General features: G+C 60.2%; 18 protein-coding genes and 2 pseudogenes. 6 read left to right on the plus strand and 14 right to left on the minus strand.

What is annotated here, in order from left to right:
* Nucleotides 1-51: 51 nt before the first annotated feature.
* Genes BMY54_RS04485 through BMY54_RS04510 form a run of 6 tightly spaced genes read right to left on the minus strand, consistent with a single transcriptional unit; the run spans nt 52 to nt 4300 of the window.
* The gene (locus BMY54_RS04485; RefSeq protein WP_093430102.1) at nt 52-1731 is read right to left on the minus strand and encodes an acyl-CoA synthetase family protein; all 1680 of its coding nucleotides are present in this window, start codon (nt 1729-1731) and stop codon (nt 52-54) included.
* Complete coding sequence (locus BMY54_RS04490) at nt 1728-2273, minus strand: COG4648 family protein (RefSeq protein WP_093430103.1); 546 nt, start codon at nt 2271-2273, stop codon at nt 1728-1730. Before BMY54_RS04490 ends, BMY54_RS04485 begins: the two co-directional genes overlap by 4 nt.
* Nucleotides 2270-2524: an acyl carrier protein gene (locus BMY54_RS04495; protein ID WP_064388843.1), complete on the minus strand. Its 255-nt coding sequence runs from the start codon at nt 2522-2524 to the stop codon at nt 2270-2272. The genes BMY54_RS04490 and BMY54_RS04495 overlap by 4 nt, the downstream gene beginning before the upstream one ends.
* Nucleotides 2525-2533: 9 nt before the next feature.
* A complete protein-coding gene (locus tag BMY54_RS04500; RefSeq protein ID WP_093430104.1) occupies nt 2534-2809 on the minus strand; it encodes a phosphopantetheine-binding protein in 276 nt (91 codons plus the stop codon).
* Nucleotides 2787-3599, minus strand: a complete 813-nt coding sequence (locus BMY54_RS04505; protein ID WP_093430105.1) for a lysophospholipid acyltransferase family protein — start codon at nt 3597-3599, stop codon at nt 2787-2789. Before BMY54_RS04505 ends, BMY54_RS04500 begins: the two co-directional genes overlap by 23 nt.
* A complete protein-coding gene (locus BMY54_RS04510; RefSeq protein WP_093430106.1) occupies nt 3575-4300 on the minus strand; it encodes a beta-ketoacyl synthase chain length factor in 726 nt (241 codons plus the stop codon). The genes BMY54_RS04505 and BMY54_RS04510 overlap by 25 nt, the downstream gene beginning before the upstream one ends.
* Nucleotides 4301-4656: 356 nt before the next feature.
* Between BMY54_RS04510 and BMY54_RS04515 the strand changes: the two genes are divergently transcribed.
* On the plus strand, nt 4657-5427 hold the full coding sequence (locus BMY54_RS04515) for a ParA family protein (RefSeq protein WP_034152927.1): 771 nt from the start codon (nt 4657-4659) through the stop codon (nt 5425-5427).
* Between the two features lie 130 nt (nt 5428-5557).
* Here the strand turns inward: BMY54_RS04515 and trxC are convergent, their stop codons facing one another.
* The 6 genes and pseudogenes from trxC to BMY54_RS31205 all read right to left on the minus strand — a co-directional run.
* Nucleotides 5558-5992 carry a thioredoxin TrxC gene (trxC, locus tag BMY54_RS04520; protein WP_093430107.1) on the minus strand — a complete coding sequence of 145 codons (435 nt, stop codon included), beginning with the start codon at nt 5990-5992 and terminating at the stop codon, nt 5558-5560.
* 80 nt (nt 5993-6072) lie between these two features.
* Complete coding sequence (selO, locus tag BMY54_RS04525) at nt 6073-7536, minus strand: protein adenylyltransferase SelO (RefSeq protein ID WP_093430108.1); 1464 nt, start codon at nt 7534-7536, stop codon at nt 6073-6075.
* 48 nt (nt 7537-7584) lie between these two features.
* Nucleotides 7585-10938, minus strand: a complete 3354-nt coding sequence (gene mscK / locus BMY54_RS04530; RefSeq protein WP_093430109.1) for a mechanosensitive channel MscK — start codon at nt 10936-10938, stop codon at nt 7585-7587.
* A gap of 34 nt (nt 10939-10972) precedes the next feature.
* Nucleotides 10973-12715, minus strand: a complete 1743-nt coding sequence (locus tag BMY54_RS04535) for a potassium/proton antiporter (protein ID WP_007909521.1) — start codon at nt 12713-12715, stop codon at nt 10973-10975.
* Nucleotides 12716-13036: 321 nt separating this feature from the next.
* Nucleotides 13037-13909 carry a methyl-accepting chemotaxis protein gene (locus tag BMY54_RS31200; protein ID WP_371042268.1) on the minus strand — a complete coding sequence of 291 codons (873 nt, stop codon included), beginning with the start codon at nt 13907-13909 and terminating at the stop codon, nt 13037-13039.
* 30 nt (nt 13910-13939) lie between these two features.
* Nucleotides 13940-14692: pseudogene (locus tag BMY54_RS31205) on the minus strand (MCP four helix bundle domain-containing protein); the annotation flags it as partial.
* Between the two features lie 248 nt (nt 14693-14940).
* On the opposite strand from BMY54_RS31205, the gene BMY54_RS04545 reads away from it, so the two are divergent.
* The 4 genes and pseudogenes from BMY54_RS04545 (at nt 14941) to BMY54_RS31215 (ending at nt 17507) form a co-directional block, all read left to right on the plus strand.
* Nucleotides 14941-15171: a hypothetical protein gene (locus tag BMY54_RS04545; RefSeq protein ID WP_007909525.1), complete on the plus strand. Its 231-nt coding sequence runs from the start codon at nt 14941-14943 to the stop codon at nt 15169-15171.
* Nucleotides 15168-15470: a cell division protein ZapA gene (locus BMY54_RS04550; RefSeq protein WP_064117128.1), complete on the plus strand. Its 303-nt coding sequence runs from the start codon at nt 15168-15170 to the stop codon at nt 15468-15470. Before BMY54_RS04545 ends, BMY54_RS04550 begins: the two co-directional genes overlap by 4 nt.
* Nucleotides 15471-15614: 144 nt before the next feature.
* Nucleotides 15615-16625 (plus strand): annotated as a pseudogene (locus BMY54_RS31210) (cache domain-containing protein); the annotation flags it as partial.
* Nucleotides 16626-16775: 150 nt separating this feature from the next.
* A complete protein-coding gene (locus BMY54_RS31215; protein ID WP_371042269.1) occupies nt 16776-17507 on the plus strand; it encodes a methyl-accepting chemotaxis protein in 732 nt (243 codons plus the stop codon).
* A gap of 211 nt (nt 17508-17718) precedes the next feature.
* Here BMY54_RS31215 and BMY54_RS04560 read toward each other — a convergent pair whose 3' ends face one another.
* Nucleotides 17719-19521 (minus strand): acyl-CoA dehydrogenase, encoded by a 1803-nt coding sequence (locus tag BMY54_RS04560; protein ID WP_093430112.1) that lies wholly within the window; start codon nt 19519-19521, stop codon nt 17719-17721.
* 259 nt (nt 19522-19780) lie between these two features.
* A complete protein-coding gene (putA, locus tag BMY54_RS04565) occupies nt 19781-23734 on the minus strand; it encodes a trifunctional transcriptional regulator/proline dehydrogenase/L-glutamate gamma-semialdehyde dehydrogenase (RefSeq protein WP_093430113.1) in 3954 nt (1317 codons plus the stop codon).
* Nucleotides 23735-24192: 458 nt separating this feature from the next.
* On the opposite strand from putA, the gene putP reads away from it, so the two are divergent.
* The gene (gene putP, locus BMY54_RS04570) at nt 24193-25677 is read left to right on the plus strand and encodes a sodium/proline symporter PutP (protein WP_093430114.1); all 1485 of its coding nucleotides are present in this window, start codon (nt 24193-24195) and stop codon (nt 25675-25677) included.
* Nucleotides 25678-25704: the final 27 nt, after the last annotated feature.

Below are 25704 nucleotides of genomic sequence, written 5' to 3' on the forward strand. Positions count from 1 at the left end.
TCCTTGTAGGAGTGAGCCTGCTCGCGATTGAGTGCGCAGCACTCACCAAGGTCAACCATGCTCTACACCCAAAAGAATCCGCCCACTGGAACAGGTCGCCGTGTCATTGCGATAAGCGAAATACAATTTGCCGCGCTCCGGATCAAAGCGCAGGTGCAGCTGAATTTCATCCCCAGGCCGCACCAATTGCTGGAACTTCAGCACTTCCATCCCGGCAAACGGACCGGTCAGATTGAGCAGTTGGCGACCGAGGTTCAGTGCCCATTCCACCTGCACCACGCCAGGCAATACCGGGGCTTTAGGGAAGTGGCCGCTGAAATAGGCCAGGTCCGGGGGCACGCTCAGTTGCAGGCTCCACTCGCCAGTGGTCTCGACCTGTTCCAGCACTTCGGGCGCTTTCGCTCGCGGGGCCATCAGCAGCGCTTCGATATCGGCCTGCGGCAGTTTGCCTTGGCTGTTCAACGGTAATTGCCGCACCAGCCGCCAACGTCGCGGTAAAGCCAGGGCTTCACAGTGTTGGCGCAAATGGTGGCGCAGGGTTTCGGTCAGGCTGCGGCGACCGTGCTCACGCAAGGCAAACAGGCCGGCCTCGCTGAGCACCAGTAGAGCACCGAGAGAGGCGCGATTTTCCTGGACCACGCCCAAGCGCGCTTCGGCGACCCAGTCGTGGTCAACCAAGGCTTGCTCAAGCATGGGCAGCGAGATGCGTTTTTCTTCGAGTTTGACGATCCGGTCCAGCCGTCCGAGCAGTTCGAAGCGGCCATCGATGCCGATGCGCGCGGCGTCAGCGGTGTGCTCGACGTGCCCGGCAGGCAAGTAAGGTGAGGCGATCAGCAGGGCGCCGTCGCTGTCCTGGCTCAGTTGGACACCGGCGAACGGTTGCCACAGTAGTTGGCCCTGACGCCAGGCAATGCCGCCGGTTTCCGAGCTGCCGAGGATTTCCGTCGGCCATTGCTGCAAGCGTTGCTGCAGACTTTGCGCAGCTTCGACCGGCAACGCACCGCCGGAGGAAAACACCCGGCGCACGGCGCTCAGGGCCGGCCAGTCGAGGTTGTCGCCCATGCGTTTGAGCAACGCCGGGCTGGCCACCCACGCAAAGGCTGGATATTTGCGGCTGGCACGCTGCAAGTCTTCGGGGAACGCCAGTTGCTTGCGCACAAACGGGCGCCCGGCACACAGCGGCCACAGCACGCGAAACAGCAAACCGTAAATATGCTGGGTGGCGACGCTGCCGATGATGCAGGCCTCACCGAGATCCGCGCCCCACAACTGTTCCAGTGCTTCGACCTCGTTGGCCAGTTGGCGCAGGGTTTTGTCGATGCGCTTGGGCTCGCCGCTGGAGCCGGACGTGCACAGGCTCAGACGGCACTGGTCGAGGTCCAGTGCGGCGCCGGCTAGCGGCGGCTGCTGAACGTCGCTCAGTTGCGCGTCATCGGCTTGATCCGTCAGCCACAGATCGACCTCAGCCGACCAGCGCTGGCGGGTTTGCGCTTGCAGGTCCGAGGGCAGCAGAACACTCACGCCTGCACGCCATGCACCCAGCAAGGCGATGGCCAGTTCGGCAGCATCTTCCAGGTGCACAGCCAGGCGCTTCACGCCCTGAGCTTGCAGGCCGGCGGCAACGCTCAGGGCCTGTTCGCACAGCTGCGCGTGATCGAGGGCCGGTGCGTGGCTGATCACCCGCGCCGGCACAGGCTTGAGCAACAACTGCTCAAGTTTTATCCAGTTCATGTACGGCCTCTTACCCGTTGTCGTATCAGCCATTCAATGGCAAACATCAGGCCGATCAATCCATAGGAGATCAGGCCGGTGTACAACATCCACCAATTCAGCGGCGCCCACAGGGTCAGCAGGGCGGCGCATAAACCGTTGCAGAAGAAAAACACGCTCCAGGCCACGGTGACCTTGCGTGTATAGCGGATCGCGATGTCCGGCAGCTCTGGCTCACGCAAGCGCGCCAGGCGCTCGACCATCGGCGGGCCGTATTTCAGGCTCAGGCTGAACAGCACTAGCATGAAGCCGCTGATCAGCACCGGGTACCAACGCAGCAACAGCGGACTGTCGAACAGCGCCAGCAGCAGGCAAAAGGCGATCGCCACACAGGCCATCCACAGGCTGCCGGGTTTGCGCTCGCCAGTCAGTGCCCGCGCCAGCCAAAGGCTGCCCAGCAGCAGACCGAACTGCCACGGGGCAAAATGCTCCATGCCGAAATACACCGCAAAGGGGTACAGCAGACCGGCCAGCAGCAGGCCCAGGCCGATCAATCGGCTCATGCGGCCGGTTGAACCAGACGGTAGACCGCCTCGACCACGTCGCCGACGGTGCGCACCGATTTGAATTCTTCGGCGGCGATTTTCTTGCCGGTCTGGCGTTTGATGTGATCGATCAGATCGACCGCGTCGATGCTGTCGATTTCCAGATCCTGATACAGGTTGGAGTCCAGGCTCACACGGGCCGGATCCAGTTCGAACAGCTCGACCAAGGCATCGCGCAGGGTGTTGAAAATATCGTCACGAGTTTGCATGGTCCGGTCTCAAGCTGCCTGTTTTGCCGTGACGAACGCCGCAAGGCTGGCCACGTTGGTGAAATGGTTACGGGTGTCTTTGGCGTCGGCGTCGATCTTGATGCCGTATTTTTTCTGGATGGCCAGACCCAGTTCCAGCGCGTCGACGGAATCCAGGCCCAGGCCTTCGCCGAACAGTGTTTGCTCGTCTTCGATGTCGTCGACGCTGATGTCTTCGAGGCCGAGGGCGTCGATGATCAGCAGTTTGATGTCACGCACCAGGCTAGGGGTGTTCAGATCGCTCATCTTCGGCGAGCTCCTTAATGAAATATGAGTGCAAATAATCGTTGAGCTTGCGCGAGGCTTGCGGTGCAGGGCCTTGCGCGGCGAAGGCTTGTGGGTCTATATCGGCCCCGACGCGAAAACTGAAGTGCACACGGCGGCTGGGGATCCGGTACCACGGTTCGGCTTTGGTCAATGTGGTCGGGCTGACCTTGATAATCACTGGCGTAAGGATTTTCGCACCGCGCAGGGCAATCGCCGCAGCGCCCCGATGAAAGGCCGGCGCCTGGCCCGGCTGGGTGCGCGTGCCTTCGGGAAAGATGATCAGGGTCTGGCCGTTTTGCAGGGATTGGGCGGCGGCATCGAGCATGTCCATGCTGCCGTCATTACTGATGTATTCGGTGCGGCGCAACGGGCCACGGGTGAAGGGGTTTTCCCACAGGCTTTTCTTCACCACGCAATTGGCCTGGCGCACCAGACCGATGAGGAACACCACGTCGATCAGCGACGGGTGATTGGCGATGATCATCTGTCCGGGTCGACCGAGACGTTCGGCGCCCTGAATGTCATAGGTCAGCACACCGGTGCGGGCCATGAACCGGACGAAAAACCAGAACAGCCGGCTGACGGTCTGCCGCGCGCGTTGGCGATGCACAACGGCGTCACCGGGCAGGCAAGCCAATAGCGGAAACACCAGCAAACGCAGGCACAGCCCGCCTAGCCCGAACAGGGTAAAGCTTGCGGCGGTGGCCAGCAGGCGCCAGTAATAGGCATCGCGGTTTTTTTCGGTCACGGGTTGCGTTGCCAGGTCCATACACGATTTTTCCAGGCATGTTGGCAATGGGTTTGCTGGCCGAGCAGGTTTTGCAACAGATTGAGCGCGTGGGGCCAGTGCGCTTTTGACCGTGTTTCTGTGACGCTGTTCAGGGTCAGCCGCCAGTCGGTACCGGGGGTGAGCAAAAGACCGAGCGCGTAGGGAAACGGCACATCGTCGATCCACGCTGAATAGGCTTCGGGTGGTTGTTCTTCGGTGATCACCAGCAACACCGCCGGGGCGCCTTCATTGAGCAGCGCCGCCGCTTCGAGCATGCCGTGCTCAAGGCCGTCGCCGGCCGCGGCGAGGGCGGTCATTTCGCTGGTTTCGCCACGCATGATCGACCACAGACCGATGATCGCGTTGTGCACGGACAGGCTGAACTGGGTCGGCGACAGCGGCTGTTCGGTCGCCAGATCACTGAGGATGTCGTAAGTCCGTGGGGTTTCACCGTGGCGCGAGACGAACACCAGCGGCAGGCTGTCCCGCCCGTCGGCCAGGGGCCAGCCAACGCTGAACGCCATGCGTGCCAGACGACTGAGGCGGCGGCGCTGCATGGCCGGCAAAAACGACACATCGGGCGCGGCATCACTGCGCTGGAGTACGACCGGTTGTCGGCTCCAGGCCTGCCAGGCGTCCACGCTGTCGAGGCCAGGGGCCCACGCGCGCCATTGGGCGATGTTGAAGTTGATCACGGACATTCATCCCGCCCCTGCGGGCTTTTGTTGACGCGTTTGGTCGCCAAAACCGCAGCAGGCTTGACGTGGCGCTTGGCGCCGGGTGGCGCGCATTATCCCGGTGCGACGAGTGTGTAGCAAATGCTGGTTACATTTTGCGCAACGAAATGTACCGAGTGGTTCGCAAGAAAACTGTCACTTGGCCATTATCCAGATTGTCAGCGGCTTGTCTGTCGGGGATCGCGGCGATCAATGGCGGTAATTGCACTATCTGTCCGCGGATATTTGCACCTGACTCTGTAGTCCATGTCCATGAAGGTAGCGAAGCGAGGTCACGCGCATCTACACTCGGTCATTCTTTGATACACGGAGGTTTTGTCATGCGGCGCGTGGTGTTCAATCAGAAAGGTGGGGTAGGCAAGTCCAGCATTGCCTGCAATCTGGCGGCGGTCAGCGCCAGTGAGGGTTATCGCACGCTGTTGGTCGATCTCGATGCCCAGGCCAACTCCACTCAGTATCTGACCGGGCTCACCGGCGACGACATTCCGATGGGTATTGCCGACTTCTTCAAGCAGACCCTGTCTTCCGGGCCGTTCTCGAAGAAGAATCAGGCGGACATCTACGAAACCCCGTTCGACAACCTGCACATCATCACCGCGACGGCCGAGTTGGCCGATTTGCAGCCCAAGCTTGAGGCCAAACACAAGATCAACAAGCTGCGTAAGTTGCTTGATGAGCTGTCCGAGGATTACGACCGGATTTACCTTGATACGCCGCCGGCGCTGAATTTTTATGCGGTATCGGCGTTGATTGCCGCCGATCGCGTGCTGATCCCTTTCGATTGCGACAGCTTTTCCCGTCAGGCGCTGTACGGGCTGATCGCGGAGATCGAGGAGTTGAAGGACGACCACAACGAAGGCCTGGAAGTCGAAGGCATTGTGGTCAACCAGTTCCAGGCCCGGGCGAGCCTGCCACAGCAGATCCTCGATGAGCTGATTGCCGAAGGTCTACCGGTGCTGCCGGTGTACCTGACCAGTTCGGTGCGCATGCGCGAATCGCATCAGGCCAGCATGCCGCTGATCCACCTCGATCCCCGCCACAAGCTGACCCAGCAATTCGTCGAACTGCACAACTTGCTCGAAGATCACTGATCCCTTGAGCTATCCATGAACACCTGTGGGAGCGAGCTTGCTCGCGAATGCGTCAGTTCAGTAGACATCTTCGTTAACTGATCCACCGCTTTCGCGAGCAAGCTCGCTCCCACAGGAGGGGTGGGGTGTGTCAGATCCCTTGGCTACGCAGCCACGCCATCAACTGCGGCAACGGCAACGCACCACTCTGCCGCGCCACTTCCTTGCCGTTCTTGAACAGAATCAGACTCGGAATCGAGCGAATCCCCAACTGCGCCGACAACTGCTGATTGGCCTCGCTATCAAGCTTGGCCAAGCGGCACTTGCCGGCCAGCTGCGCCGCCGCCTGCTCGAACACCGGCGCAAACGACTTGCACGGCCCACACCATTGCGCCCAGACATCCACCAGCAACGGCAGATCACCCTTGATCTGGCTGGCGTAATCGCCTTGCTTGAGTTCGAAGGGTTTGTTCAGCAGCACGGCGGATTTGCAGCGTCCGCACTTGGGTTGATCCGCAAGGCGCTCGGCAGGGATGCGGTTGAGGCCTTTGCAGGAGGGGCAGGGGATGAGGAGTGGGTCAGTCATATTCGGCTCGTTGGCGTTCAGCGTTTCGTACGACTTATCTGGAGCCGTACGAACTGTTTATCAAGATGAGGCGCTGGCACTCAGGAAGAACAACTGATCTCCAAATGCTTGCCCCACTCCGGTGGCCGCTCGGCATAAGCCTCCATCCCCGGCTGCTCTTCAAACGGTTTGCTCAGCACCGCATGCAGCCGGCGTACCTCCGAGTAATCCCCTTGCTCTGCCGCATCGATGGCCTTTTGCGCCAGATAGTTGCGCAGGATGTACAGCGGATTGACCGCGTGCATGCGGGTGCGGCGCTGTTCCTGATCGGCGTCGCCATCGCGGGCAACGCGGGCGATGTAGCGTTCGCCCCAGGCGTCAAAGCCCTTGATGTCGACGAAATCGTCGCGCAAACGGGCGACGGCTTCTACGGCGGACTCTTCACCGAGTCGGCGGAAAAACAGCGTGTAATCAACGCCGCTGTTCTGCATCAGTTGCAGCAGATTTTCCAGCAGTGTTTGGTCGTCATCTTCAGCTGTGGTGAAGCCTAAACGGCGGCGCATCAGGTCGAGGTAATGCGCCTGAAACAGCGGCAAGTACAGGCCGAGGGTTTCGCGCAGGGCTTCGACGCTGATGAACGGCGTCAGTGCCTGCGCCAGCGCGCTGAGGTTCCACTGGCCAACCGGCACCTGATTGCTGAACGAGTAGCGCCCTTGATCATCCGAGTGATTGCAGATGAAGTTGGCGTCGAAATCGTCGAGAAAAGCGAACGGGCCGAAGTCGAAGGTGATGCCGAGGATCGACATGTTGTCGGTGTTCATCACGCCGTGGCAGAAGCCATAGGCCTGCCACTTGGCGATCAGTTCGGCGTTGCGCTCGACGATCTCGCGGAACATCGCCAGATATGGTTCCGGCTGTTCCAGGCACTCAGGGAAATGCATCGCCAGAACGTGTTCGCCAAGCTGCTTCTGCTGCTCGGGGCGCTTGGTGTAATAGAAGTATTCGAAGTGGCCGAAGCGGATATGGCTCGGCGCCAGACGCAGCACCATCGCTGCGCGTTCCTGCTTTTCGCGCCATACCGGGGTGTCGGAGCCGATCACGCAAGCCGCGCGCGATGAAGGAATGTTCAACGCGTACAACGCTTCGGAAGCAAGGAATTCGCGGATCGACGAACGCAGCACCGCACGGCCATCACCCATGCGCGAAAACGGCGTCTGCCCGGCGCCCTTGAGGTGCAAGTCCCAATGCTCGCCGGCAGTGTTGTAGACCTCGCCGAGCAGCAAGCCCCGACCGTCACCCAGTTGCGGCGTGTAGCCACCGAACTGATGCCCGGAGTAAACCATCGCCCGTGGTTCGGCATCGGCCCACAGCTTGTGGCCACCAAACAGTTCGGCAAATTCGTTGGTTTCGGCGGTCGCCGGGTTGAGATCCAGCAAGGCCAGCGCCGCCGGGCTGGCGACGACCAGACGCGGATTATCGATCGGCTCGGGCAGCACGTGGGTGGAGAACGCGTCGCCCAGGCGGGCGAAGCGATTGTCGAAGGTCAGTTCGTCGAGGGCTTTCAAGGGCCGGCTCCAGCAGAATGTCCGAGCATTCTGCTGGGAATAGACCGGTTAGTCGAGTTTGGCCGGCGGTGGCTCTTGCAGCGGTTTCTGATCGTCGGCGACCGGCACGATGGTTTTCGTTTCCGGCTCGATCGGCACCATCTTGTATTCCTGGCCCTGAAGGTTCTTCAGGTACACCTCCATCTGGCGGAACGAGATGTTGATGTGCTGCTTCTTGAACTCGCGGTTGATGAAGCGGTTGACCTCATCAAGCACCGGGTTGCGGTCACCGAGGTCGCGTACGTGCATGCGCAACTCGTGGTCGAGGGTGCTTTCGCCGAAGTTGAGGAAGTACACGTGCGGCTCAGGCTCTTTGAGTACACGCGGGTTTTCGCGGGCAGCCTTGAGCAGCAGCTCTTTGACCAGATCCAGATCGGAGCCGTAGTCGACGCCAAGTTTCAGCGTCACGCGGGTGATGGTGTCGGTCAGCGACCAGTTGATCAGTTGCCCGGTAATGAACGTCTTGTTCGGGACAATGATGTCCTTGCGGTCGAAGTCGGTGATGGTCGTGGCGCGGATGCGGATCTTGCTCACCGTGCCCGACAGGTTGCCGATGGTGATGGTGTCACCGATCCGCACCGGGCGTTCGAAAAGAATCATGATGCCGGAGATGAAGTTCGCAAAGATCTCCTGCATACCGAAACCGAGGCCGACCGACAGCGCCGCCACCAGCCATTGCAACTTGTCCCAGCTCACGCCGAGGGTCGACAGGGTCGAGACGAAGCCGACACCGGCGATCACATACGACAGCAACGTCGTGGTTGCGTAGGCACTGCCCTGAGCCAGATTGAGCTTGGACAGCACGAATACTTCGAGCAGGCCGGGCAAGTTGCGCGCGAGGGCGAAAGTGATGCCGATGATGATCAGTGCACCAAGCATGTCGCCGATGCTGATTGGCACCATGCTCATGTTGGCGCCGGTGCCGCTGGTGTACTCGTAGAGGGTGATGTTGTCGAGGTACGAGAACACCGAAATCAGGTCCGACCAGACCCAGTACAGCGCGGCGATGAAACCGCCGAGCAGGGCCAGACGGATCAGGCGCAGGGATTGTTCGTTGACCTTTTCGATGTCTAGCGTCGGCTCTTCGATCACCGCTTCGCCATCGCCGGCTTCTTTCGCCGCCTGCCGTTTGGCCAGGGCACGCTGGTAGGCCAGACGTCGTGCGGCAACGCTCAGACCGCGCACGAAGGTGGCTTCGATCACCAGCCAGAACATCAGCAGGTACAGGGTGTTGATCAACCGGTCGCTGAGCTTCAGCGCGGTGTAGTAGTAGCCGAAGCACACCGCCACGAACAACGCGATCGGCAGCAGGGTGAACATCACGCCGACGGCTTTGCGGAACAGCGAAGTGTTCTCGTGGGCCGGGCTGCTGATCAGCAAGCGACTGAGCAGCCAGGCCATCAGGGCATAGCAGGTCAGCACCACCGGCATGCCGAGCACGTCGTCTGCCAGTGCTGCCGGTTGCAGTTCGGCCACGGCGACAATAGTTACCAGCGCCATGACCACCAGACCCAGACGACGGATCCAGCCCTGGAGGAATTCGACCTGCGGCTTCTCCCAGCGGAAGTGCAGTTCCGCCACGCCACCCGGCGCCAGAATCCGATAAGCGGTGTAGAACACCAGCCATGCCTGGCCCATTTGCAGCAGCGCCGCGCCCATGTTGGCGTTCTGCCCGCGAGCGTCGATCTGCAACGCCAGACCACACAAGGCCAGGCCCAACGCGACCGGCATCGCCAGCAGAATATTGATCAGAATCGCCTGCGGCGTGTGCCACTGGCTGTCACGCTTGAAGTGACCGATGTCCTGGTGAACCTTGTTCAGCCTGCCGTACAGACTTTTGCGCCGCCATAACAGTGCGCCGATCAACAGCGCCAGCGGGAGAAACAGCAACGGACGCTGGATCAGGCCGTCGGTCAGCTCACTGAGACTGGAGGCCCACGGCAGGGTGTCGACCTGACGTTTCAGGCGTTCCGGCACCGCGCGCATCCATTCCAGGTCCAGGGGCTTGTTGCTGGGGATCCAGAACATCTGCTCATCCAGCGTTGCGCGCAGGCTCTGTGCCGTGCTCAGCAGTTGTTTCTGGTTGAGCTGCAGGGTGATCGACTCGTTGAGCATGGCGCTCAGTTCGCGGTTCAACCGCTCCAGCAGATCGGCGCGGGTGTTGGCCAGGTCCAGCAGGTTTTTGCGCAATTGCGGCGTGACCTGCTCCGGCGGCTGCGTGGATAGCAGGTTGTCGACATAGGCGGCCGGATTGCTCAGTTGCTCACGCTGCTGGCTGACGTCGAATTGCCACAGGCGAATGTCGGCGATCTGATCCGCCAGATCGCGGTCGACTTTGAGACGTGGCAGGGCTTGTTTCTGTTTGTAGAGAATCTTCGACAGCAGCAGGCTGCCCTTGAGCACGCTGATCTGCTCGTCCAGCGCTGAATCGCTCTGGGTCAGGCTGTCGAGCTGTTGTTTAGTCTGCAGATTCTGCTGGGTGACTTCGTTGAGGCGGTCAGTGCTTTTGAGCAGGTAGTCGGAGAGCTTGAGATTCGCCGTGCTTTCGATGGCCAGCAGACTGCTGCTACCGGCCTTCTGCGCTTCGATCGACTGTTGGGTAACGGTTTCCTGCGACTGCGCCAGACGCTTCTGGTTGATCAGGGTTTGCAGTTCCTGGATCTCGCGGTCGAGGCGATCGGACTTCTCCGATAGCAAGTCATGCTGGGCATTGCCCAGATCCTGCAACTGGCTGTTGCCGGCCAGCTCCTGACGGCGCAGCGGGATCAGCGCATTCAGCGCCGCCAGTTCCGCGTTCAACTGGTCGCGCTGCTCGGCGGTGACGGTTTTACCCGCGTCCTTGCCGGATTTGAGGATGTTGTTGATCTGCTGGATGCGCGTCTGGCTGGCGGATATCTCCGCTTGCGCGCGTTCGGGACGCGTCTGCGCGGTGATGATCAGGCTGTTAGCGTCGGCGAGGGCTTTTTGCAGGTCACTTTGCTGAGTCGAGCGATCGGTGAGGATCTGCTCCAGTTGTTGGATCGACTCTTTGGGAAAACGCTGTGCCACCGGCACCACGGCCGTAGCCTTGAGGCGTGTCAGTTCGCGGGTGTTTTCAATCGTTTGCTTGGGCGCGGTGGCCAGCTGCTGCTTGAGATCGATCAGCTTCTGTTCGTAATCACGCTGGTTGTTCAGCTGATTGAGCGTGTTCTGCAGGACGGTCTGCAGGCTCTTTTTATCGGCATCCGGCAGTTTGCTGTCGGCGAGTTTGTCGAGGCTGGCCTGCACGGCGTCGCTGGACGGTGGTTCGGCGGCGTACAGCGGGCCGACAGTAAGACTCAGGCCCAGCAGGGCCGCGGCGAAAAAGGAGCGCAGGGTAGGCATAGAGACCGGTCAAGCAAGTGAGAGTGGACGCAGTTTAGAGGAAGAGCCCGGGGCCCGGGCGACTTCCTTCGGGGAATCTGACGCCCACTTTGCCGATCTTGTTCCCGTCCATGACCGCAACCGTCCAGTGAGTGTTGTTCCACTCCACCTGGTCGCCAACGATCGGTGCACCACCGACCTTGTGGGCAATGAACGCGCCCAGGGTCATGTCCGGATCGATGCCCTCGGCCGGCAGGCCATACAGCGCTGCAACCGCTTTAAGCTGGGCGTCTCCTTCGAGTACAAAATCGCCGAAGAAACGCAGATCGAGGCCGCGTTGCGGCGCCTGGCTGAACAGTTTTCCGAGGGCGCCGAGGTTGTGTTCATGGCCGATAACGCACAGTAAATCATCGACTTCCAGCACCGTACTACCCGACGGATGGAGCAGTTGCTGGCCACGAAACAGTGCCGCGATGCGCGTGCCTTCGGGCATTTTCAGCTCACGCAGGGGCGAGCCGATGCACCATTTCTCCGCGCCCAGCTTGTACACGAACAGCTCCCACTCGCTGGTGACGTGGACTTCCAGTGCGGCCCGGGAAATCGGCGCCGGCTCTGGCGGCACGGTCACCTTCAATAGCTTGGCGACCCACGGCAGGCTCGTACCTTGCACCAGCAGTGACACCAGCACGATGAAGAACGCAAGGTTGAAATACAGCTGCGCGTTCGGCAGCCCGGCCATCAGCGGGAACACCGCGAGAATGATCGGCACCGCGCCGCGCAGGCCAACCCAGGAAATAAAGGCTTTCTCGCGGCCATGGAACGCCTTGAACGGCAGCAGGCCGACCATCACCGACAGCGGCCGCGCAAACAGAATCATCCATAGCGCCAGACCCAGGGCGGGCAGGGCGATCGGCAGCAAATCGTGCGGCGTCACCAGCAGCCCCAGCACCAGGAACATGCCGATCTGCGCCAGCCAAGCCATGCCGTCGAGCATGTGCAGAATGCCGTGACGGCTGCGCACCGGGCGGTTGCCGATCACCAGACCGCACAGGTAAACGGCAAGGAAGCCGCTGCCATGCAGGGCGTTGGTCAGGGCGAATACCACCAGACCGCCAGCGATCACCAGAATCGGATACAGACCGGCAGCGAGGTTGATTCGATTGACCAGTTGCAGCATCAACCAGCCACCGCCCAGGCCGATCACGCCACCGATGCCGAACTCGCGGATCAGGTGGGTCAGCAGGCTCCAGTGCAAACCGGTCTGGCCGCTGGCGAGCATATCGATCAGAGTCACGGTGAGAAACACCGCCATCGGGTCGTTGCTGCCGGATTCGATTTCCAGACTGGCGGTCACCCGCTCGTTCAGGCCTTTGCCGCCGAGCAGCGAGAACACCGCTGCGGCGTCGGTCGAGCCAACGATGGCACCGATCAACAAGCCTTGAATCAGATTGAGATCGAACAGCCAGGCAGCGGCCATGCCGGTCAGCCCGGTAGTGATCAACACCCCGACCGTGGCCAGCGACAACGCCGGCCATAACGCCACGCGGAAACTCGACACCCGCGTGCGCAAACCGCCGTCGAGGAGGATCACCGCCAGGGCGAGGTTGCCGACCAGATAGGCCGTGGGGTAGTTATCGAAGATGATCCCGCCGCCATCAACCCCGGCGGCCATGCCGACCGCAAGAATAATGACCAGAATCGGAATGCCGAGGCGGGAAGAGAGTGAGCTGACGAGAATGCTTGCACCTACCAGCAACGCGCCGATCAAGAACAGGCTGTTGATGGTCGTCGCATTCAAAGGCAGTACTCCAGAAGCGTAAAGACGGGCACAAACTGACCATGCAGTCTGCGTGCCAGCGATTCTAACCTGTTGAAATGTGATGCTGTCAAAAAGGTTTTTACGCTGGGGGATTCGAGGTTTTGGTTCGGCTGGCGATTGCTGCCCTCACCCTAGCCCTCTCCCGGAGGGAGAGGGGACTGATCGCGGTGTTTGTGCAAGGTACATCGACCTGAAATATCGCGTCGAACTGAAATCTGAAAGGCCCCCGATCTGCTCCCTTTCCCCCTCTCCCTCTGGGAGAGGGCTGGGGTGAGGGGCTTTTGATCTTGATCTCAAAATTTACAGGCTGAACCGCCCAACCATGTTGTTCAGGTCCAGCGCCAACCGCGACAGCTCATTGCTCGCCGCACTCGTCTGATTCGCCCCAGTCGCCGATTGCACCGACAGATCACGAATATTCACCAGGTTGCGATCCACTTCCCGCGCCACCTGCGCCTGCTCTTCGGCGGCGCTGGCGATCACCAGGTTGCGCTCGTTGATTTCGACGATGGCGGTGTTGATGGTGTCCAGCGACATGCCGGCACCTCGAGCAATGTTCAGCGTCGACTCGGCACGCTCGGTGCTGTTACGCATCGAATCCACGGCGTGTTCGGTGCCGCTCTGAATGCTGCCGATCATCCGCTCGATTTCGCTGGTCGACTGCTGAGTACGGTGCGCCAGGGCACGCACTTCATCCGCCACCACGGCAAAACCACGCCCGGCTTCACCGGCACGCGCCGCTTCAATCGCCGCGTTCAGCGCCAGCAGGTTGGTCTGATCGGCCAGACCCCGGATCACATCCAGCACCTTGCCGATGTCACGGGACTCATTGGCCAGATCGCCGATCAGGCTGGCGGTGCTCTGTACATCGGCACTCATGCGTTCGATCGCGCTGACCGTTTCCTGGACCAGGTCACGACCGTCGCCAGCCGAAGTGGTGGCGTTCTTCGAGGCTTCGGAGGTGCTCACCGCATTGCGGGCGACTTCTTCTACGGCGCTGGTCATTTCGTTGACCGCAGTGGCCGCTTGTTCGATCTCGTTGTTCTGCTGAGTCAGGCCACGCGCGCTTTCGTCGGTGACGCTATTCAGCTCTTCAGCCGCTGAAGCCAACTGAGTGGCCGAGCCGGAAATGCGTTGCAGGGTGTCCCGCAGTTTCGATTGCATCTTCGCCATCGCTGCCAGCAGACGTCCTGCCTCGTCTTCACCGTCAACGTGGATCGGCTGGGTCAGGTTGCCTTCGGCGATGGTTTCCGCAGCGTCCAGTGCTTTGGAAATCGGCTTGGTGATGCTGACGGTCAGCAGCCAGGCGAAGAGCAGGGTCAAGCCGCTGGCGATCACCAGCAGGGTGACCACCAGATCGAACGACATCGAATACTGATCTTTGGCGCCTTGATCGGTCTCGGCGATTTGCTGGGTGTTGATCTCCAGCAAGCGCGCCAGGGCGGTGTTTACCGCTTCAGAGTTGCTCAGCAGATCGCTGTTGAGCATCTGCCGCAATTCGTCGATCTGGTTGTTGCGCGACAGGGTTTTCATGCGGTCTTCGAGCTGACGGTATTGCGCCAGCAGTTGTACGTACTGATCGTACGCCGTACGTTCGTCGGGGCTTGAAATCAGCGGCTCGTAGGCACGCTGCGCCTCGGTGATCTGGCGGTTGCGCATATCGAACAGCTCGATGGTTTTTTGCTGCACGTCCGGTTCGCGGTTGATCAGCAACCGATACGACAGCACTCGCAGACGCAGCGTCAGTTGAGTGAATTCATCAAGGGCCTTGATCGACGGCACGCTGGCCGTAGCGATGTCCTCGCCCGCTGAGCGGATTTTGCTCATCTGGTTCAGGGCGAAAACGCCCAGAATCAGCATCAGGCCGCCGATCAGGGCAAAGCCGGTAAACGCCCTTGGGGCGATATTCATATTGCGGAGGGACATGGGCGGATACCAAGAGAGGGCCGCATCCATGCGGGCTGAGACTGCGATATGGATGACTTATCGGTCATGCGACTAAAGTCTTGAGGCACTGTGCGTATTTGTCGCATAGGGGCCGGGGCGACGAAGTGCAGGAACCAGATCGGCAGATCACAGTCTTTAAAACTCGCGAGAACGGTCGGCCACCAGGAAAATCAAGGCTTTGCGCCGGTTTAACCCTGGCATCCGTGATGACTTTTCTTTATCGTACGCGCCCTTTGAAAAACGCTTGGAAGATCAAAATGTTGGAAGCATCCCTCAGCCAATTGGAACAGCTCGTCAGCGACCTGGTGCAACAGAACCAGACACTCGCGCAAACCAACCAGACCCTGTCCACGGAACTGGCCCAGGCCAAGGATGAAAACGAAAGCCTGCAACTGAACCTGATGGAGCAGGAAGAAAAGCACGGCGCCACCGCTGCACGCATTCAAGCCCTGGTTGATCGCGTCAACGCAGGTCCTGTCAGCGCATGAACCACCATACAGCAGGGGTAAAAGTCGTCTCCATTCTCGGGGAGGACTATTCGATCAAGGCACCGGCCGGGGAAGAACAGACCCTGCTGGACGCGGCCATGATGCTCAAGGCAGCGCTGGATGACACCAAGCGCAAATACCCGACACTGATCGGTGACCGCTTGCTGGTGCTGGCGGCGATGAATCTGTGCTCGCAGCAGATTGAAATGAAGAAGCAGCACAAAGAAGAACTCGACCGTTACCAAGAGCAAGTCAGCGCCACGGTCGACACCATCGCCAAGACCATCAATCAGGGTTGATGGAGGTGCGCACAACCAAAGAATAGATTGTCGACTGGGTTGTATACAATCGGCACGGCTGTTGCATTGTTTCGGCCACTTATTCTTTGGGGGTGCTCCATGCAGTTGTGGCGACGCAGTATTCAATGGCAGCTGATTCTCAGCATGGGCACCGCCCTGCTGGTCAGCATCCTGATCGTGGTTGGCATTTATACCCTGGTGGTCAACCGCCTCGCCCAGAGCTATCTGGTCGAACAAGCGCTGCCGTCGAGCATTGAAGCGACGCGCAACGATATCGAGCGCATCCTCGTGCAACCGCTGACGGCGGCCAAAGATATCGCCAGCAATACGATGGTCCGCGACTGGCTCTCCTCAGGCGAAGACAGCAGCAAAACGGCTGGCTTCGCGCAGTATCTGGAAGGCATCCGCGCCGAACACAAGGCTTTTACCGCTTTGATCATCGGCACCGAATCCAATCACTACATCACCGAAAAAGGTCTGGATCGCACCCTCAGCCGTTCAAAACCGGCTGACGCGTGGTTCTATTCCTTTCTCGACAGCAATCAGCCGCGCACCCTGAACATCGACAACGACGGGGCGACTGGAGAGTTGGCGCTGTTCATTGATTTGAAGGTGGAGCAGGCCGGTAAGGTAGTCGGTGTGGCCGGGCTCGGTTTGAGTATGAAAGAGCTGTCGGAGCTGATTCACAACTTCAGCTTTGGTGAGCGCGGCAAGGTCTATCTGGTGCGTTCCGACGGTTTGATCCAGGTGCATCCCGAGGCGCAGTTCAGCGGCAAACGCACGCTGACAGAGCAGATTGGCGCCTCCGCTGCTCAAGCCGTCATGGGTCAAAAAAATGCTGTGAGCAGCAGCTTCCAAAGGGAGGGTGAAGACTTCCTCGCCTTCAGCCTGCCTCTGCGTGATCTGGGCTGGACCCTGGTGGCCGAAGTGCCGCAATCGCAGATCTACGCCGAAGCCCGTAAAGCGATGTGGATGAGCGGCGGTATCGGTCTGGCCGTAGCGCTGGTGTGCCTCGCTTTGGTGGTGTGGCTGGCGCAAGGTTTGGTCCGGCCGATTCGCCAGGTAACAGCCGCGCTGGTAGCAATCGGTAGCGGTGGGGGAGATTTGACCCACCGGTTAGATTCCAGCCGCGCTGATGAGCTGGGCGATCTAGCCCGGGGCTTCAACTGTTTCCTTGATAGCCAGCGCGGGATGATCGGCGAGGTGCTGACCACCAGTGAACGTCTGCGCACGGCCGTGGGGCAAGTGGCGAAAGTGGTGGAGAACACCGCCGAACGTTCCGGCCGTCAGCAGGAAATGACTGACATGGTTGCCACCGCCGTTCACGAAATGGGCCTGACCGTGCAAGAAATTGCGCAGAACGCTGGTAACGCGGCACTCGCTTCGCAAACCGCGCGGGATGAAGCAATGCAGGCGCGGGAAGTGGTCGGCGGCTCGATCAAGCATATTGAAAGCATGTCGGATGAGATTGGCGTAGCGGCGGGTGCGGTCGGCGAGCTGGCGCATCAAGTGGCGTCGATTGATTCGGTGCTGGCGGTGATTCGCGGAGTTTCCGAGCAGACCAACCTGCTGGCACTTAATGCCGCCATCGAGGCGGCGCGCGCCGGTGATATGGGTCGCGGCTTTGCAGTTGTCGCCGATGAAGTGCGCACCTTGGCGCGCCGCACTCAGGCATCCACTGACGAAATCCAGCAAATGATCGGCAGCCTCAAGCAAGGCGCGGAAAACGCCGTGTCGTCTATGCGCACCGGTCAGGCGGCGACCGGTACCGGGGTTGAGTCGAGCCAGCGCACCGGGGCGTCGCTGACGGCGATTACCGGGCAGGTCGAGCGCATCAGTGACATGAACCATCAAGTGGCGACGGCGACCGAAGAGCAGTCGGCGGTGACGGAAGAGATCAATCGTAACGTGCAGGGGATTTCTGATTTGGCGCGGGCGACGGCTGGGGAGGTTCGGGCGTGTCGTGAGGATTGTCAGATGTTGCAGAGGTTGGCGGACGATCTGGCGCGGCAGATGGGTGGGTTCAAACTCAGCTGAGTGTTAAACCAGAAAAGCCCCTCACCCTAGCCCTCTCCCGGAGGGAGAGGGAACTGAATGTGGGATGCTTGAGAAGTACGCCGACCTGAAAGTGCTTTACCGAATCCATAATCGACACGGTTTTTCAGGTCGATGCGTAGACACCTCGGGTCGGCCCCCTCTCCCTCTGGGCGGTCCGACGTTTCGGGAGGGCTGGGGTGAGGGTTGCGCTTCAGAACCACGCATCCTGCATCGCCAGGCACGTATCATCCCGCGCCTCCAGCAACGCCAGTTCATGGTGGCAACCCGGCACTTCCCACGTCAGAAAATACCGCGCTGCCTGCAACTTGCCCTTATAGAAGTCGGCATCCGCTGCATTCCCTTTGGCCAGCCCTTCCTCGGCTCGAATCGCCTGCTCCAGCCAGCGCCAGCCAATCACCGTGTGGCCGAACACCTTCAGGTACAGCGCCGAATTCGCCAGACTGCTATTTACCTTGCCCTGTGCCAGGTCGGTCAACAAACCGATGGTTACCGTTTGCAGGCGCGCGACCAGCTTTTCCAGTGGTTCACGCAGGGCGGTCAGCGATTCATACGCCGTCGCGCGCTCAGCGGTGTTGGCGATCAGACGAATCAGTTGCTTGAGCCCCGCGCCACCGTTCTGCGCCAATTTACGCCCGAGCAAGTCCAGCGATTGAATGCCATGGGTGCCTTCGTGAATCGGGTTCAAACGGTTGTCGCGGTAATACTGCTCGACCGGGTATTCGCGGGTGTAACCGTGGCCTCCAAGAATCTGGATCGCCAGTTCGTTGGCCTTGAGGCAGAACTCCGATGGCCAGGACTTGACGATCGGCGTCAGCAGATCCAGCAATTCGTGGGCCTGTTTACGCTCGGCTTCGGACTCAAGCGTCGTGGTGTCATCGAACAGGCGCGCTGCATACAAGCCGAGGTCAAATGCACCTTCGACGTAGGACTTTTGCGTCAACAGCATGCGTCGTACATCGGCGTGCTGAATGATCGCCACCGGCGCCGTCGTCGGATCTTTGCTGTCCGGAACGCGACCCTGTGGCCGTTCGCGGGCGTACTCCAGCGAATACAGGTAACCGGCATAACCGAGCATCACCGCCCCCATACCGACGCCGATCCGCGCTTCGTTCATCATCTGGAACATGTAGCTCAGGCCCTGATGCGGCTTACCCACCAGATAACCGACACATTCACCGTTATCGCCGAAGTTCAGTGCTGTGGAGGTGGTGCCGCGCCAGCCCATCTTGTGGAACAGCCCGGCCAGCAGCACGTCATTGCGTGGGCCGAGGCTGCCGTCATCGTTGACCAGAAACTTCGGCACGATGAACAGCGAAATGCCTTTAACGCCCGCAGGTGCGTCCGGCAGTTTGGCCAGGACCATGTGCACGATGTTTTCCGAGAGCGGGTGATCGCCGCCGGAGATAAAGATTTTGTTGCCCTTCAGGCGATAAGTGCCGTCGGACGCCGGCTCGGCGCGTGTACGAATATCCGACAGCGATGAACCTGCATGCGGTTCGGTCAGCGCCATGGTGCCGAAGAAGCGGCCATCGATCATGGGCTGCAGGAAGCGTTGTTTCTGTTCCTCAGTGCCAAAACTCTCGATCAGGTTCGCCGCGCCCATGGTCAGGAACGGGTAGGACGTCGAAGCCGCGTTGGCCGACTGGAAATGCGCGAAGCAAGCTTGGGACAGCAGCGTCGGCAGTTGCATGCCGCCAGCATCGAAGCTGCGCGCAGCGTTGAGGAATCCGGCTTCAAGGAAGGCATCCACCGCCGGTTTCACTTCAGGAATCAGAATCGCCTGACCGTCTTCGTAGCGCGGCTCGTTCTCGTCGCCCTTGCGGTTGTGTGGCGCAAAGTACTTTTCGGCAATGTTGCGCGCGGTGCCGATGGCGGCGTCGAAGGTTTCGCGATTGTGCTCGGCAAAGCGCTCACGCCGGGTCAGGCCCTCGGCATCAAGGACTTCATACAGCTCGAAAGCCAGATTGCGGGAACTGAGCAGCGTCTCGGACATGGCGGCCTACCTGAAGTTGGGGTTGGGCCGAGTCTAGGCGTGCTGATAAAGGCTGAACAGGATGATTGATAAGCGTGATGTTGGAGCCGCGCGCCGACTTAACAAACACCACAAAACACTGTGGGAGCGAGCTTGCTCGCGAAGAGGCCGGCACATTCAACATTCACGTTGACTGGCAAACCGCTTTCGCGAGCAAGCTCGCTCCCACAGGGACTGTTGCTATGCCGGACACCCATGCAGGTGTCCGGTTTATCGGGTGTTAGCCGATAGTCATCAAGCTGGCATTACCCCCCGCCGCAGCGGTGTTAACGCTCAACGCCCGCTCAATCACCAGGCGCTCCAGCGCAATGTTGGTCTCGCCCTGGGACAAGCCCTGAACCCCAACGATCGCACCGGCACGCTTGGCAATCTGCTGGCAAACGCCGCGCAACTGGTCGGAATGGCCGTGATGCAGAACCGCATCAAACACCACCTCGTCTTTATTCCAGTCGGCAACCAGCTTGATCCGCGCCTGAATCTCCTTCGGCAGGCGTGCGAACAAGGCCTTGCTGATGTCGGACTCCGGCCATACCGCCGAACCGCCTACCGCAAGCACCGCCGCCAGTTGCGTCAGCAAATCACCTTCAACCTCGGCCAGGCACAACACGTGCTCACGCGGCAGGATGGCATAGCTGTTTTTCTCACCGGTCGGGCCGGCCAGCACGCGGGTGATGCCGCTCTGCGATTGCGCAGCGTACTGCACGCAAAGAGTGCTCAGGTCGGCAAACTTGTTGCTGTCGGCCCAGGCTTTCAGCGCGGTCAGCGGTTTGCTCATGGCGTCGCGCAGACGAACGTCCGGTGCCACGGCAGCATCACCGCGAGCGAAGGATTGTTCGATGGCATCAGTAGGGCGCGTCGACAGCAAGCGGTACAAGTACAGCGGGCCACCGGCTTTCGGACCGGTACCCGACAAGCCTTCGCCGCCGAATGGCTGCACGCCGACCACAGCGCCAACGATGTTGCGGTTGACGTAGACGTTACCGGCGTTGACGTTGTCGATCACCTTGGCGATGGTCTCGTCGATGCGCGTGTGTACGCCCAAAGTCAGGCCATAACCGGAAGCGTTGATCTGGCCGATCAGTTGATCGATCTCTTTGCGCTTGTAGCGAACCACGTGCAGCACCGGGCCGAAGATCTCGCGTTGCAGTTCGTCGAAGCTTTCCAGTTCGATCAGGGTCGGCATGACGAAGGTGCCGCGTTTGACTTCTTCGGTGTCGGCGATAGCGACCTGATACACGTTGCGACCTTTATCGCGCATGCCCTGGATGTGCTTGTCGATGCCCGCCTTGGCTTCGGCGTCGATCACCGGGCCGATGTCCACGGACAGGCGCTCTGGGTTGCCGAGACGGCTTTCCGCCATGGCACCTTTGAGCATCTCGATGACGCGATCGGCGGAATCTTCCTGCAGGCACAGTACGCGCAGCGCCGAGCAACGCTGACCGGCGCTGTCGAAGGCCGACGAAACTACGTCGATCACGACTTGTTCGGTCAGAGCCGAGGAGTCGACGATCATCGCGTTCTGGCCACCGGTTTCGGCGATCAGCGGAATCGGACGGCCCTGGTTGTCGAGGCGACCGGCAATGTTGCGTTGCAGCAGGCGCGCGACTTCGGTGGAACCGGTGAACATCACGCCTTTGACGCGCTCATCGCCGACCAGACCGGCGCCGACGGTTTCACCGCGACCCGGCAGCAGTTGCAGCACGCCTTCCGGGATGCCGGCCTCAAGCATCAGGCGAACAGCCTGAGCCGCCACCAGTGGGGTTTGTTCGGCCGGTTTGGCCAGTACCGGGTTACCGGCAGCCAGTGCAGCAGCGACCTGGCCGCTGAAGATTGCCAGCGGGAAGTTCCACGGGCTGATGCACACCACCGGACCCAGTGGGCGGTGGGCGTCATTACTGAAATCGTTGCGAGCCTGCACCGCGTAATAACGCAGGAAGTCGACCGCTTCGCGGACTTCGGCGATGGCGTTGGCGTAGGTCTTGCCGGCTTCACGAGCCAACAGGCCCATCAGTGGCTGAATCTCGCCTTCCATCAAGTCAGCGGCACGTTCCAGAATCGCCGCACGTTCGGCCGGCGGGGTAGCCTGCCAGATCGGTGCGGCGTTCAGTGCGCATTGGATGGCGTTGTCGACGTCTTCAACCGTGGCTTCTTGAACATGACCGACCACATCACGGTGATCAGCCGGGTTCAGAACCGCTGCCGGCGTTTCGTTGCTGGAAGCGCAACCGAGCATCGGCGCGGCTTTCCAGTCATTGTGCGCAGTGGCGAGCAAGGCGCAGGACAATGAGGCCAGACGATGTTCGTTGGCCATGTCGATGCCGCTGGAGTTGGCACGCTCGGCACCATACAGATCACGCGGCAGCGGAATGCGCGGGTGCGGCAGGCCGAAACCACCTTCCACGGTCGCCATCTGCTCGATCTGCGCCACCGGATCGGCCACCAGTTCCTGAATCGAAATCGACTGGTCGGCGATGCGGTTGACGAACGAGGTGTTCGCGCCGTTTTCCAGCAAGCGACGTACGAGGTACGCCAGAAGGGTTTCGTGAGTACCGACCGGAGCGTACACGCGGCACGGACGGTTCAGCTTGCCTTCGGAAACCTTGCCTACAACTTGTTCGTAGAGCGGTTCGCCCATGCCATGCAGGCATTGGAATTCGTACTGGCCCGGGTAATAGTTCTGACCGGCAATGTGATAAATGGCCGACAGGGTGTGGGCGTTGTGCGTGGCGAACTGCGGGTAGATGACTTCCGGCACCGACAGCAGTTTGCGTGCGCAAGCGATGTAGGAAACGTCGGTGTACACCTTGCGGGTGTAGACCGGATAGCCTTCCAGGCCTTCGACCTGGGCGCGCTTGATTTCGCTGTCCCAGTACGCGCCTTTTACCAGGCGGATCATCAGGCGATGACGGCTGCGACGGGCCAGATCGATCACGTAGTCGATCACGTACGGGCAACGCTTCTGGTAAGCCTGGATGACGAAACCGATGCCGTTCCAGCCGGTCAGTTGCGGCTCGAAGCACAGGCGCTCAAGCAGATCCAGCGACAGTTCGAGACGGTCGGCTTCTTCGGCATCGATGTTCAGGCCGATGTCGTATTGCTTGGCCAGCAGGGTCAGCGACAGCAGACGCGGGTACAGCTCGTCCATCACACGCTCGTACTGCGCACGGCTGTAACGCGGGTGCAGTGCCGACAACTTGATGGAGATGCCCGGGCCTTCATAAATCCCACGGCCGTGGGAGGCTTTGCCGATCGAGTGAATGGCTTGTTCGTACGACGCCAGGTACTTCTGCGCGTCGTGTTCGGTGAGGGCCGCTTCACCGAGCATGTCGTAGGAATAACGGAAGCCCTTGGCTTCGAACTTGCTCGCGTTGGCCAAGGCTTCGGCGATGGTTTCGCCGGTGACGAACTGCTCGCCCATCAGGCGCATGGCCATGTCGACGCCCTTGCGGATCATCGGCTCGCCGCTTTTGCCGATGATGCGGCTCAGCGAAGAGGTCAGGCCAGCTTCGTTGTGCGTAGACACCAGCTTGCCGGTCAGCAGCAGGCCCCAAGTGGCGGCGTTGACGAACAGCGACGGGCTGTTGCCCAAATGCGGGTGCCAGTTACCGGTGCTGATCTTGTCGCGGATCAGTGCATCGCGAGTGCCTTTGTCCGGGATACGCAGCAGCGCTTCGGCCAGACACATCAGCGCTACGCCTTCCTGGGACGACAGGGAAAATTCCTGCAGCAGACCTTGAACAATGCCTGCACGACCGCCGGCACTTTTCTGGTTACGCAGTTTTTCCGCGATGGAAGCGGCGAGTTTGTTGGTGGCTTCTGCCATCGGCGCTGGCAGGCGAGCCTGCTCGATCAGCATCGGCACCACTTCCGGCTCAGGGCGACGGTAAGCGGCAGTGATCGAAGCACGCAGTACGGATTGCGGCAGGATGCTTTCGGCGAATTCAAGGAAGCACTGGTGGGCGTGATCGGTGTGGACTTCGCCCGCCTCATCGGCGTCCTTGGCGGTCAAACCGTTCAGCTCGGTCAGGGTTGCACCACCCTCGAGTTTTTCCAGGTAATTGAAAATTGCCTGTTTGATCAGCCAGTGCGGCGTGCGATCAATCGAGGTTGCGGCGGCCTTCAGGCGTTCGCGGGTCGGGTCATCGAGTTTGACCCCAAGGGTGGTGGTAGCCATATTTTTATCCTCATGGTTGCCACAGTTGCGTGGCATCAGCTGGCGGCAAGATTAGCCGTGCGCCGAAAGAGGTGCAACCGGGTGCAACCCTTTTTTTGTCGGAATAATAGGCAACTCGTCAGGAATTATTTTCTGGTACGAAAGTGCTGCTCCTGCTTGGTGCTTTTGCTTCTAGCAAAGGGTTATGACTGCCACAAAAGGGAGCAAAAACGGGGTGATTGTCGATAAATCCGACTAGGTGCAACTAATTCTCACGAAACTGGTTGCACCTTATTTGATTTGTTGCATAGCATTCGCGCCCTAGGTGCAACCGGGAATAACCCGGTGTACCGGCTGATGGCTTTCCTGGGGAAACATCAGTCCTAAATGCGCGGGATCCCGGATCGTCTGCCAAACGTCGTCGTTTGCGTGCGGTTCACTACCGCCGCTACATAAAAACAAAGCCAGGGCGTAACTCAATGAGCGTAAGCAATCCAACCCTGATCACGTTCGTGATCTACATCGCAGCAATGGTGCTGATCGGCTTGATGGCCTATCGCTCCACCAACAACCTTTCTGACTATATCCTCGGCGGTCGAAGCCTCGGCAGCGTCGTCACCGCGCTGTCCGCCGGTGCTTCCGATATGAGCGGCTGGTTGTTGATGGGCCTGCCGGGCGCCATCTATATGTCCGGTCTGTCTGAAAGCTGGATCGCCATCGGTCTGGTCATCGGTGCCTACCTGAACTGGCTGTTCGTTGCCGGCCGTCTGCGCGTGCAGACCGAGCACAATGGCGACGCCCTGACCCTGCCGGACTACTTTGCCAGCCGTTTCGAAGACAAAAGCGGCCTGCTGCGGATCATCTCGGCGATCGTGATTCTGGTGTTCTTCACCATCTACTGCGCTTCCGGCATTGTGGCCGGTGCCCGTCTGTTCGAAAGCACCTTCGGCATGTCCTACGAGACCGCGCTGTGGGCCGGTGCCGCGGCGACAATTGCCTACACCTTTATCGGCGGTTTCCTGGCAGTGAGCTGGACCGACACCGTACAAGCCACTCTGATGATTTTCGCGCTGATCCTTACGCCAATCATCGTGCTGCTGGCCACCGGTGGTGTCGACACCACGTTCCTGGCCATCGAAGCGCAAGATCCAAGCAACTTCGACATGCTCAAAGGCACCACTTTCATCGGCATCATTTCTCTGATGGGCTGGGGTCTGGGCTACTTCGGCCAACCGCATATCCTCGCGCGTTTCATGGCGGCGGATTCGGTGAAATCGATCGCCAAGGCGCGTCGCATTTCCATGACCTGGATGATCCTGTGCCTGGGCGGCACCGTGGCGGTGGGCTTCTTCGGTATCGCGTATTTCTCGGCACACCCGGAAGTGGCCGGCCCCGTGACCGAGAACCCTGAGCGCGTGTTCATCGAACTGGCAAAGATCCTCTTCAATCCGTGGGTGGCCGGTGTCCTGCTGTCGGCGATTCTGGCTGCCGTCATGAGCACCCTGAGCTGCCAGTTACTGGTGTGCTCGAGCGCCCTGACTGAAGATTTCTATAAAGCCTTCCTGCGCAAATCCGCCTCCCAGGTTGAGCTGGTCTGGGTCGGCCGCGCCATGGTGCTGTTGGTGGCACTGATCGCGATCGCTCTGGCCGCCAACCCGGAAAACCGCGTACTGGGCCTGGTGTCCTACGCATGGGCCGGTTTCGGTGCTGCGTTCGGTCCGGTTGTGCTGATCTCGGTTATCTGGAAAGGCATGACTCGCGACGGCGCACTGGCCGGTATTCTGGTCGGCGCGATCACCGTGGTGGTCTGGAAGCATTTCGAACTGCTGGGTCTGTACGAAATCATCCCGGGCTTCATCTTCGCCAGCCTGGCCATCTACATCGTCAGCAAGATGGGCGAGCCGACCAGAGGCATGGTGCAGCGCTTCGACGCGGCGGAAAAAGATTTCCACCTGAACAAGTGATTGTTCTGAGCTGAGGCTCACCGGAAA

It is taken from the genome of Pseudomonas sp. ok266 (assembly GCF_900110195.1).
GTDB lineage: Bacteria > Pseudomonadota > Gammaproteobacteria > Pseudomonadales > Pseudomonadaceae > Aquipseudomonas > Aquipseudomonas neuropathica.

Excerpts from the sequence above, each read along its gene's own strand:
- BMY54_RS04485 (WP_093430102.1), bottom strand. The coding sequence starts at position 1,731 with ATGAACTGGATAAAACTTGAGCAGTTGTTGCTCAAGCCTGTGCCGGCG.
- BMY54_RS04490 (WP_093430103.1), bottom strand. The coding sequence starts at position 2,273 with ATGAGCCGATTGATCGGCCTGGGCCTGCTGCTGGCCGGTCTGCTGTAC.
- BMY54_RS04495 (WP_064388843.1), bottom strand. The coding sequence starts at position 2,524 with ATGCAAACTCGTGACGATATTTTCAACACCCTGCGCGATGCCTTGGTC.
- BMY54_RS04500 (WP_093430104.1), bottom strand. The coding sequence starts at position 2,809 with ATGAGCGATCTGAACACCCCTAGCCTGGTGCGTGACATCAAACTGCTG.
- BMY54_RS04505 (WP_093430105.1), bottom strand. The coding sequence starts at position 3,599 with ATGGACCTGGCAACGCAACCCGTGACCGAAAAAAACCGCGATGCCTAT.
- BMY54_RS04510 (WP_093430106.1), bottom strand. The coding sequence starts at position 4,300 with ATGTCCGTGATCAACTTCAACATCGCCCAATGGCGCGCGTGGGCCCCT.
- BMY54_RS04515 (WP_034152927.1), top strand. The coding sequence starts at position 4,657 with ATGCGGCGCGTGGTGTTCAATCAGAAAGGTGGGGTAGGCAAGTCCAGC.
- trxC (WP_093430107.1), bottom strand. The coding sequence starts at position 5,992 with ATGACTGACCCACTCCTCATCCCCTGCCCCTCCTGCAAAGGCCTCAAC.
- mscK (WP_093430109.1), bottom strand. The coding sequence starts at position 10,938 with ATGCCTACCCTGCGCTCCTTTTTCGCCGCGGCCCTGCTGGGCCTGAGT.
- BMY54_RS31200 (WP_371042268.1), bottom strand. The coding sequence starts at position 13,909 with ATGGCGAAGATGCAATCGAAACTGCGGGACACCCTGCAACGCATTTCC.
- BMY54_RS04545 (WP_007909525.1), top strand. The coding sequence starts at position 14,941 with ATGTTGGAAGCATCCCTCAGCCAATTGGAACAGCTCGTCAGCGACCTG.
- BMY54_RS04550 (WP_064117128.1), top strand. The coding sequence starts at position 15,168 with ATGAACCACCATACAGCAGGGGTAAAAGTCGTCTCCATTCTCGGGGAG.
- BMY54_RS31215 (WP_371042269.1), top strand. The coding sequence starts at position 16,776 with ATGGTTGCCACCGCCGTTCACGAAATGGGCCTGACCGTGCAAGAAATT.
- BMY54_RS04560 (WP_093430112.1), bottom strand. The coding sequence starts at position 19,521 with ATGTCCGAGACGCTGCTCAGTTCCCGCAATCTGGCTTTCGAGCTGTAT.
- putA (WP_093430113.1), bottom strand. The coding sequence starts at position 23,734 with ATGGCTACCACCACCCTTGGGGTCAAACTCGATGACCCGACCCGCGAA.
- putP (WP_093430114.1), top strand. The coding sequence starts at position 24,193 with ATGAGCGTAAGCAATCCAACCCTGATCACGTTCGTGATCTACATCGCA.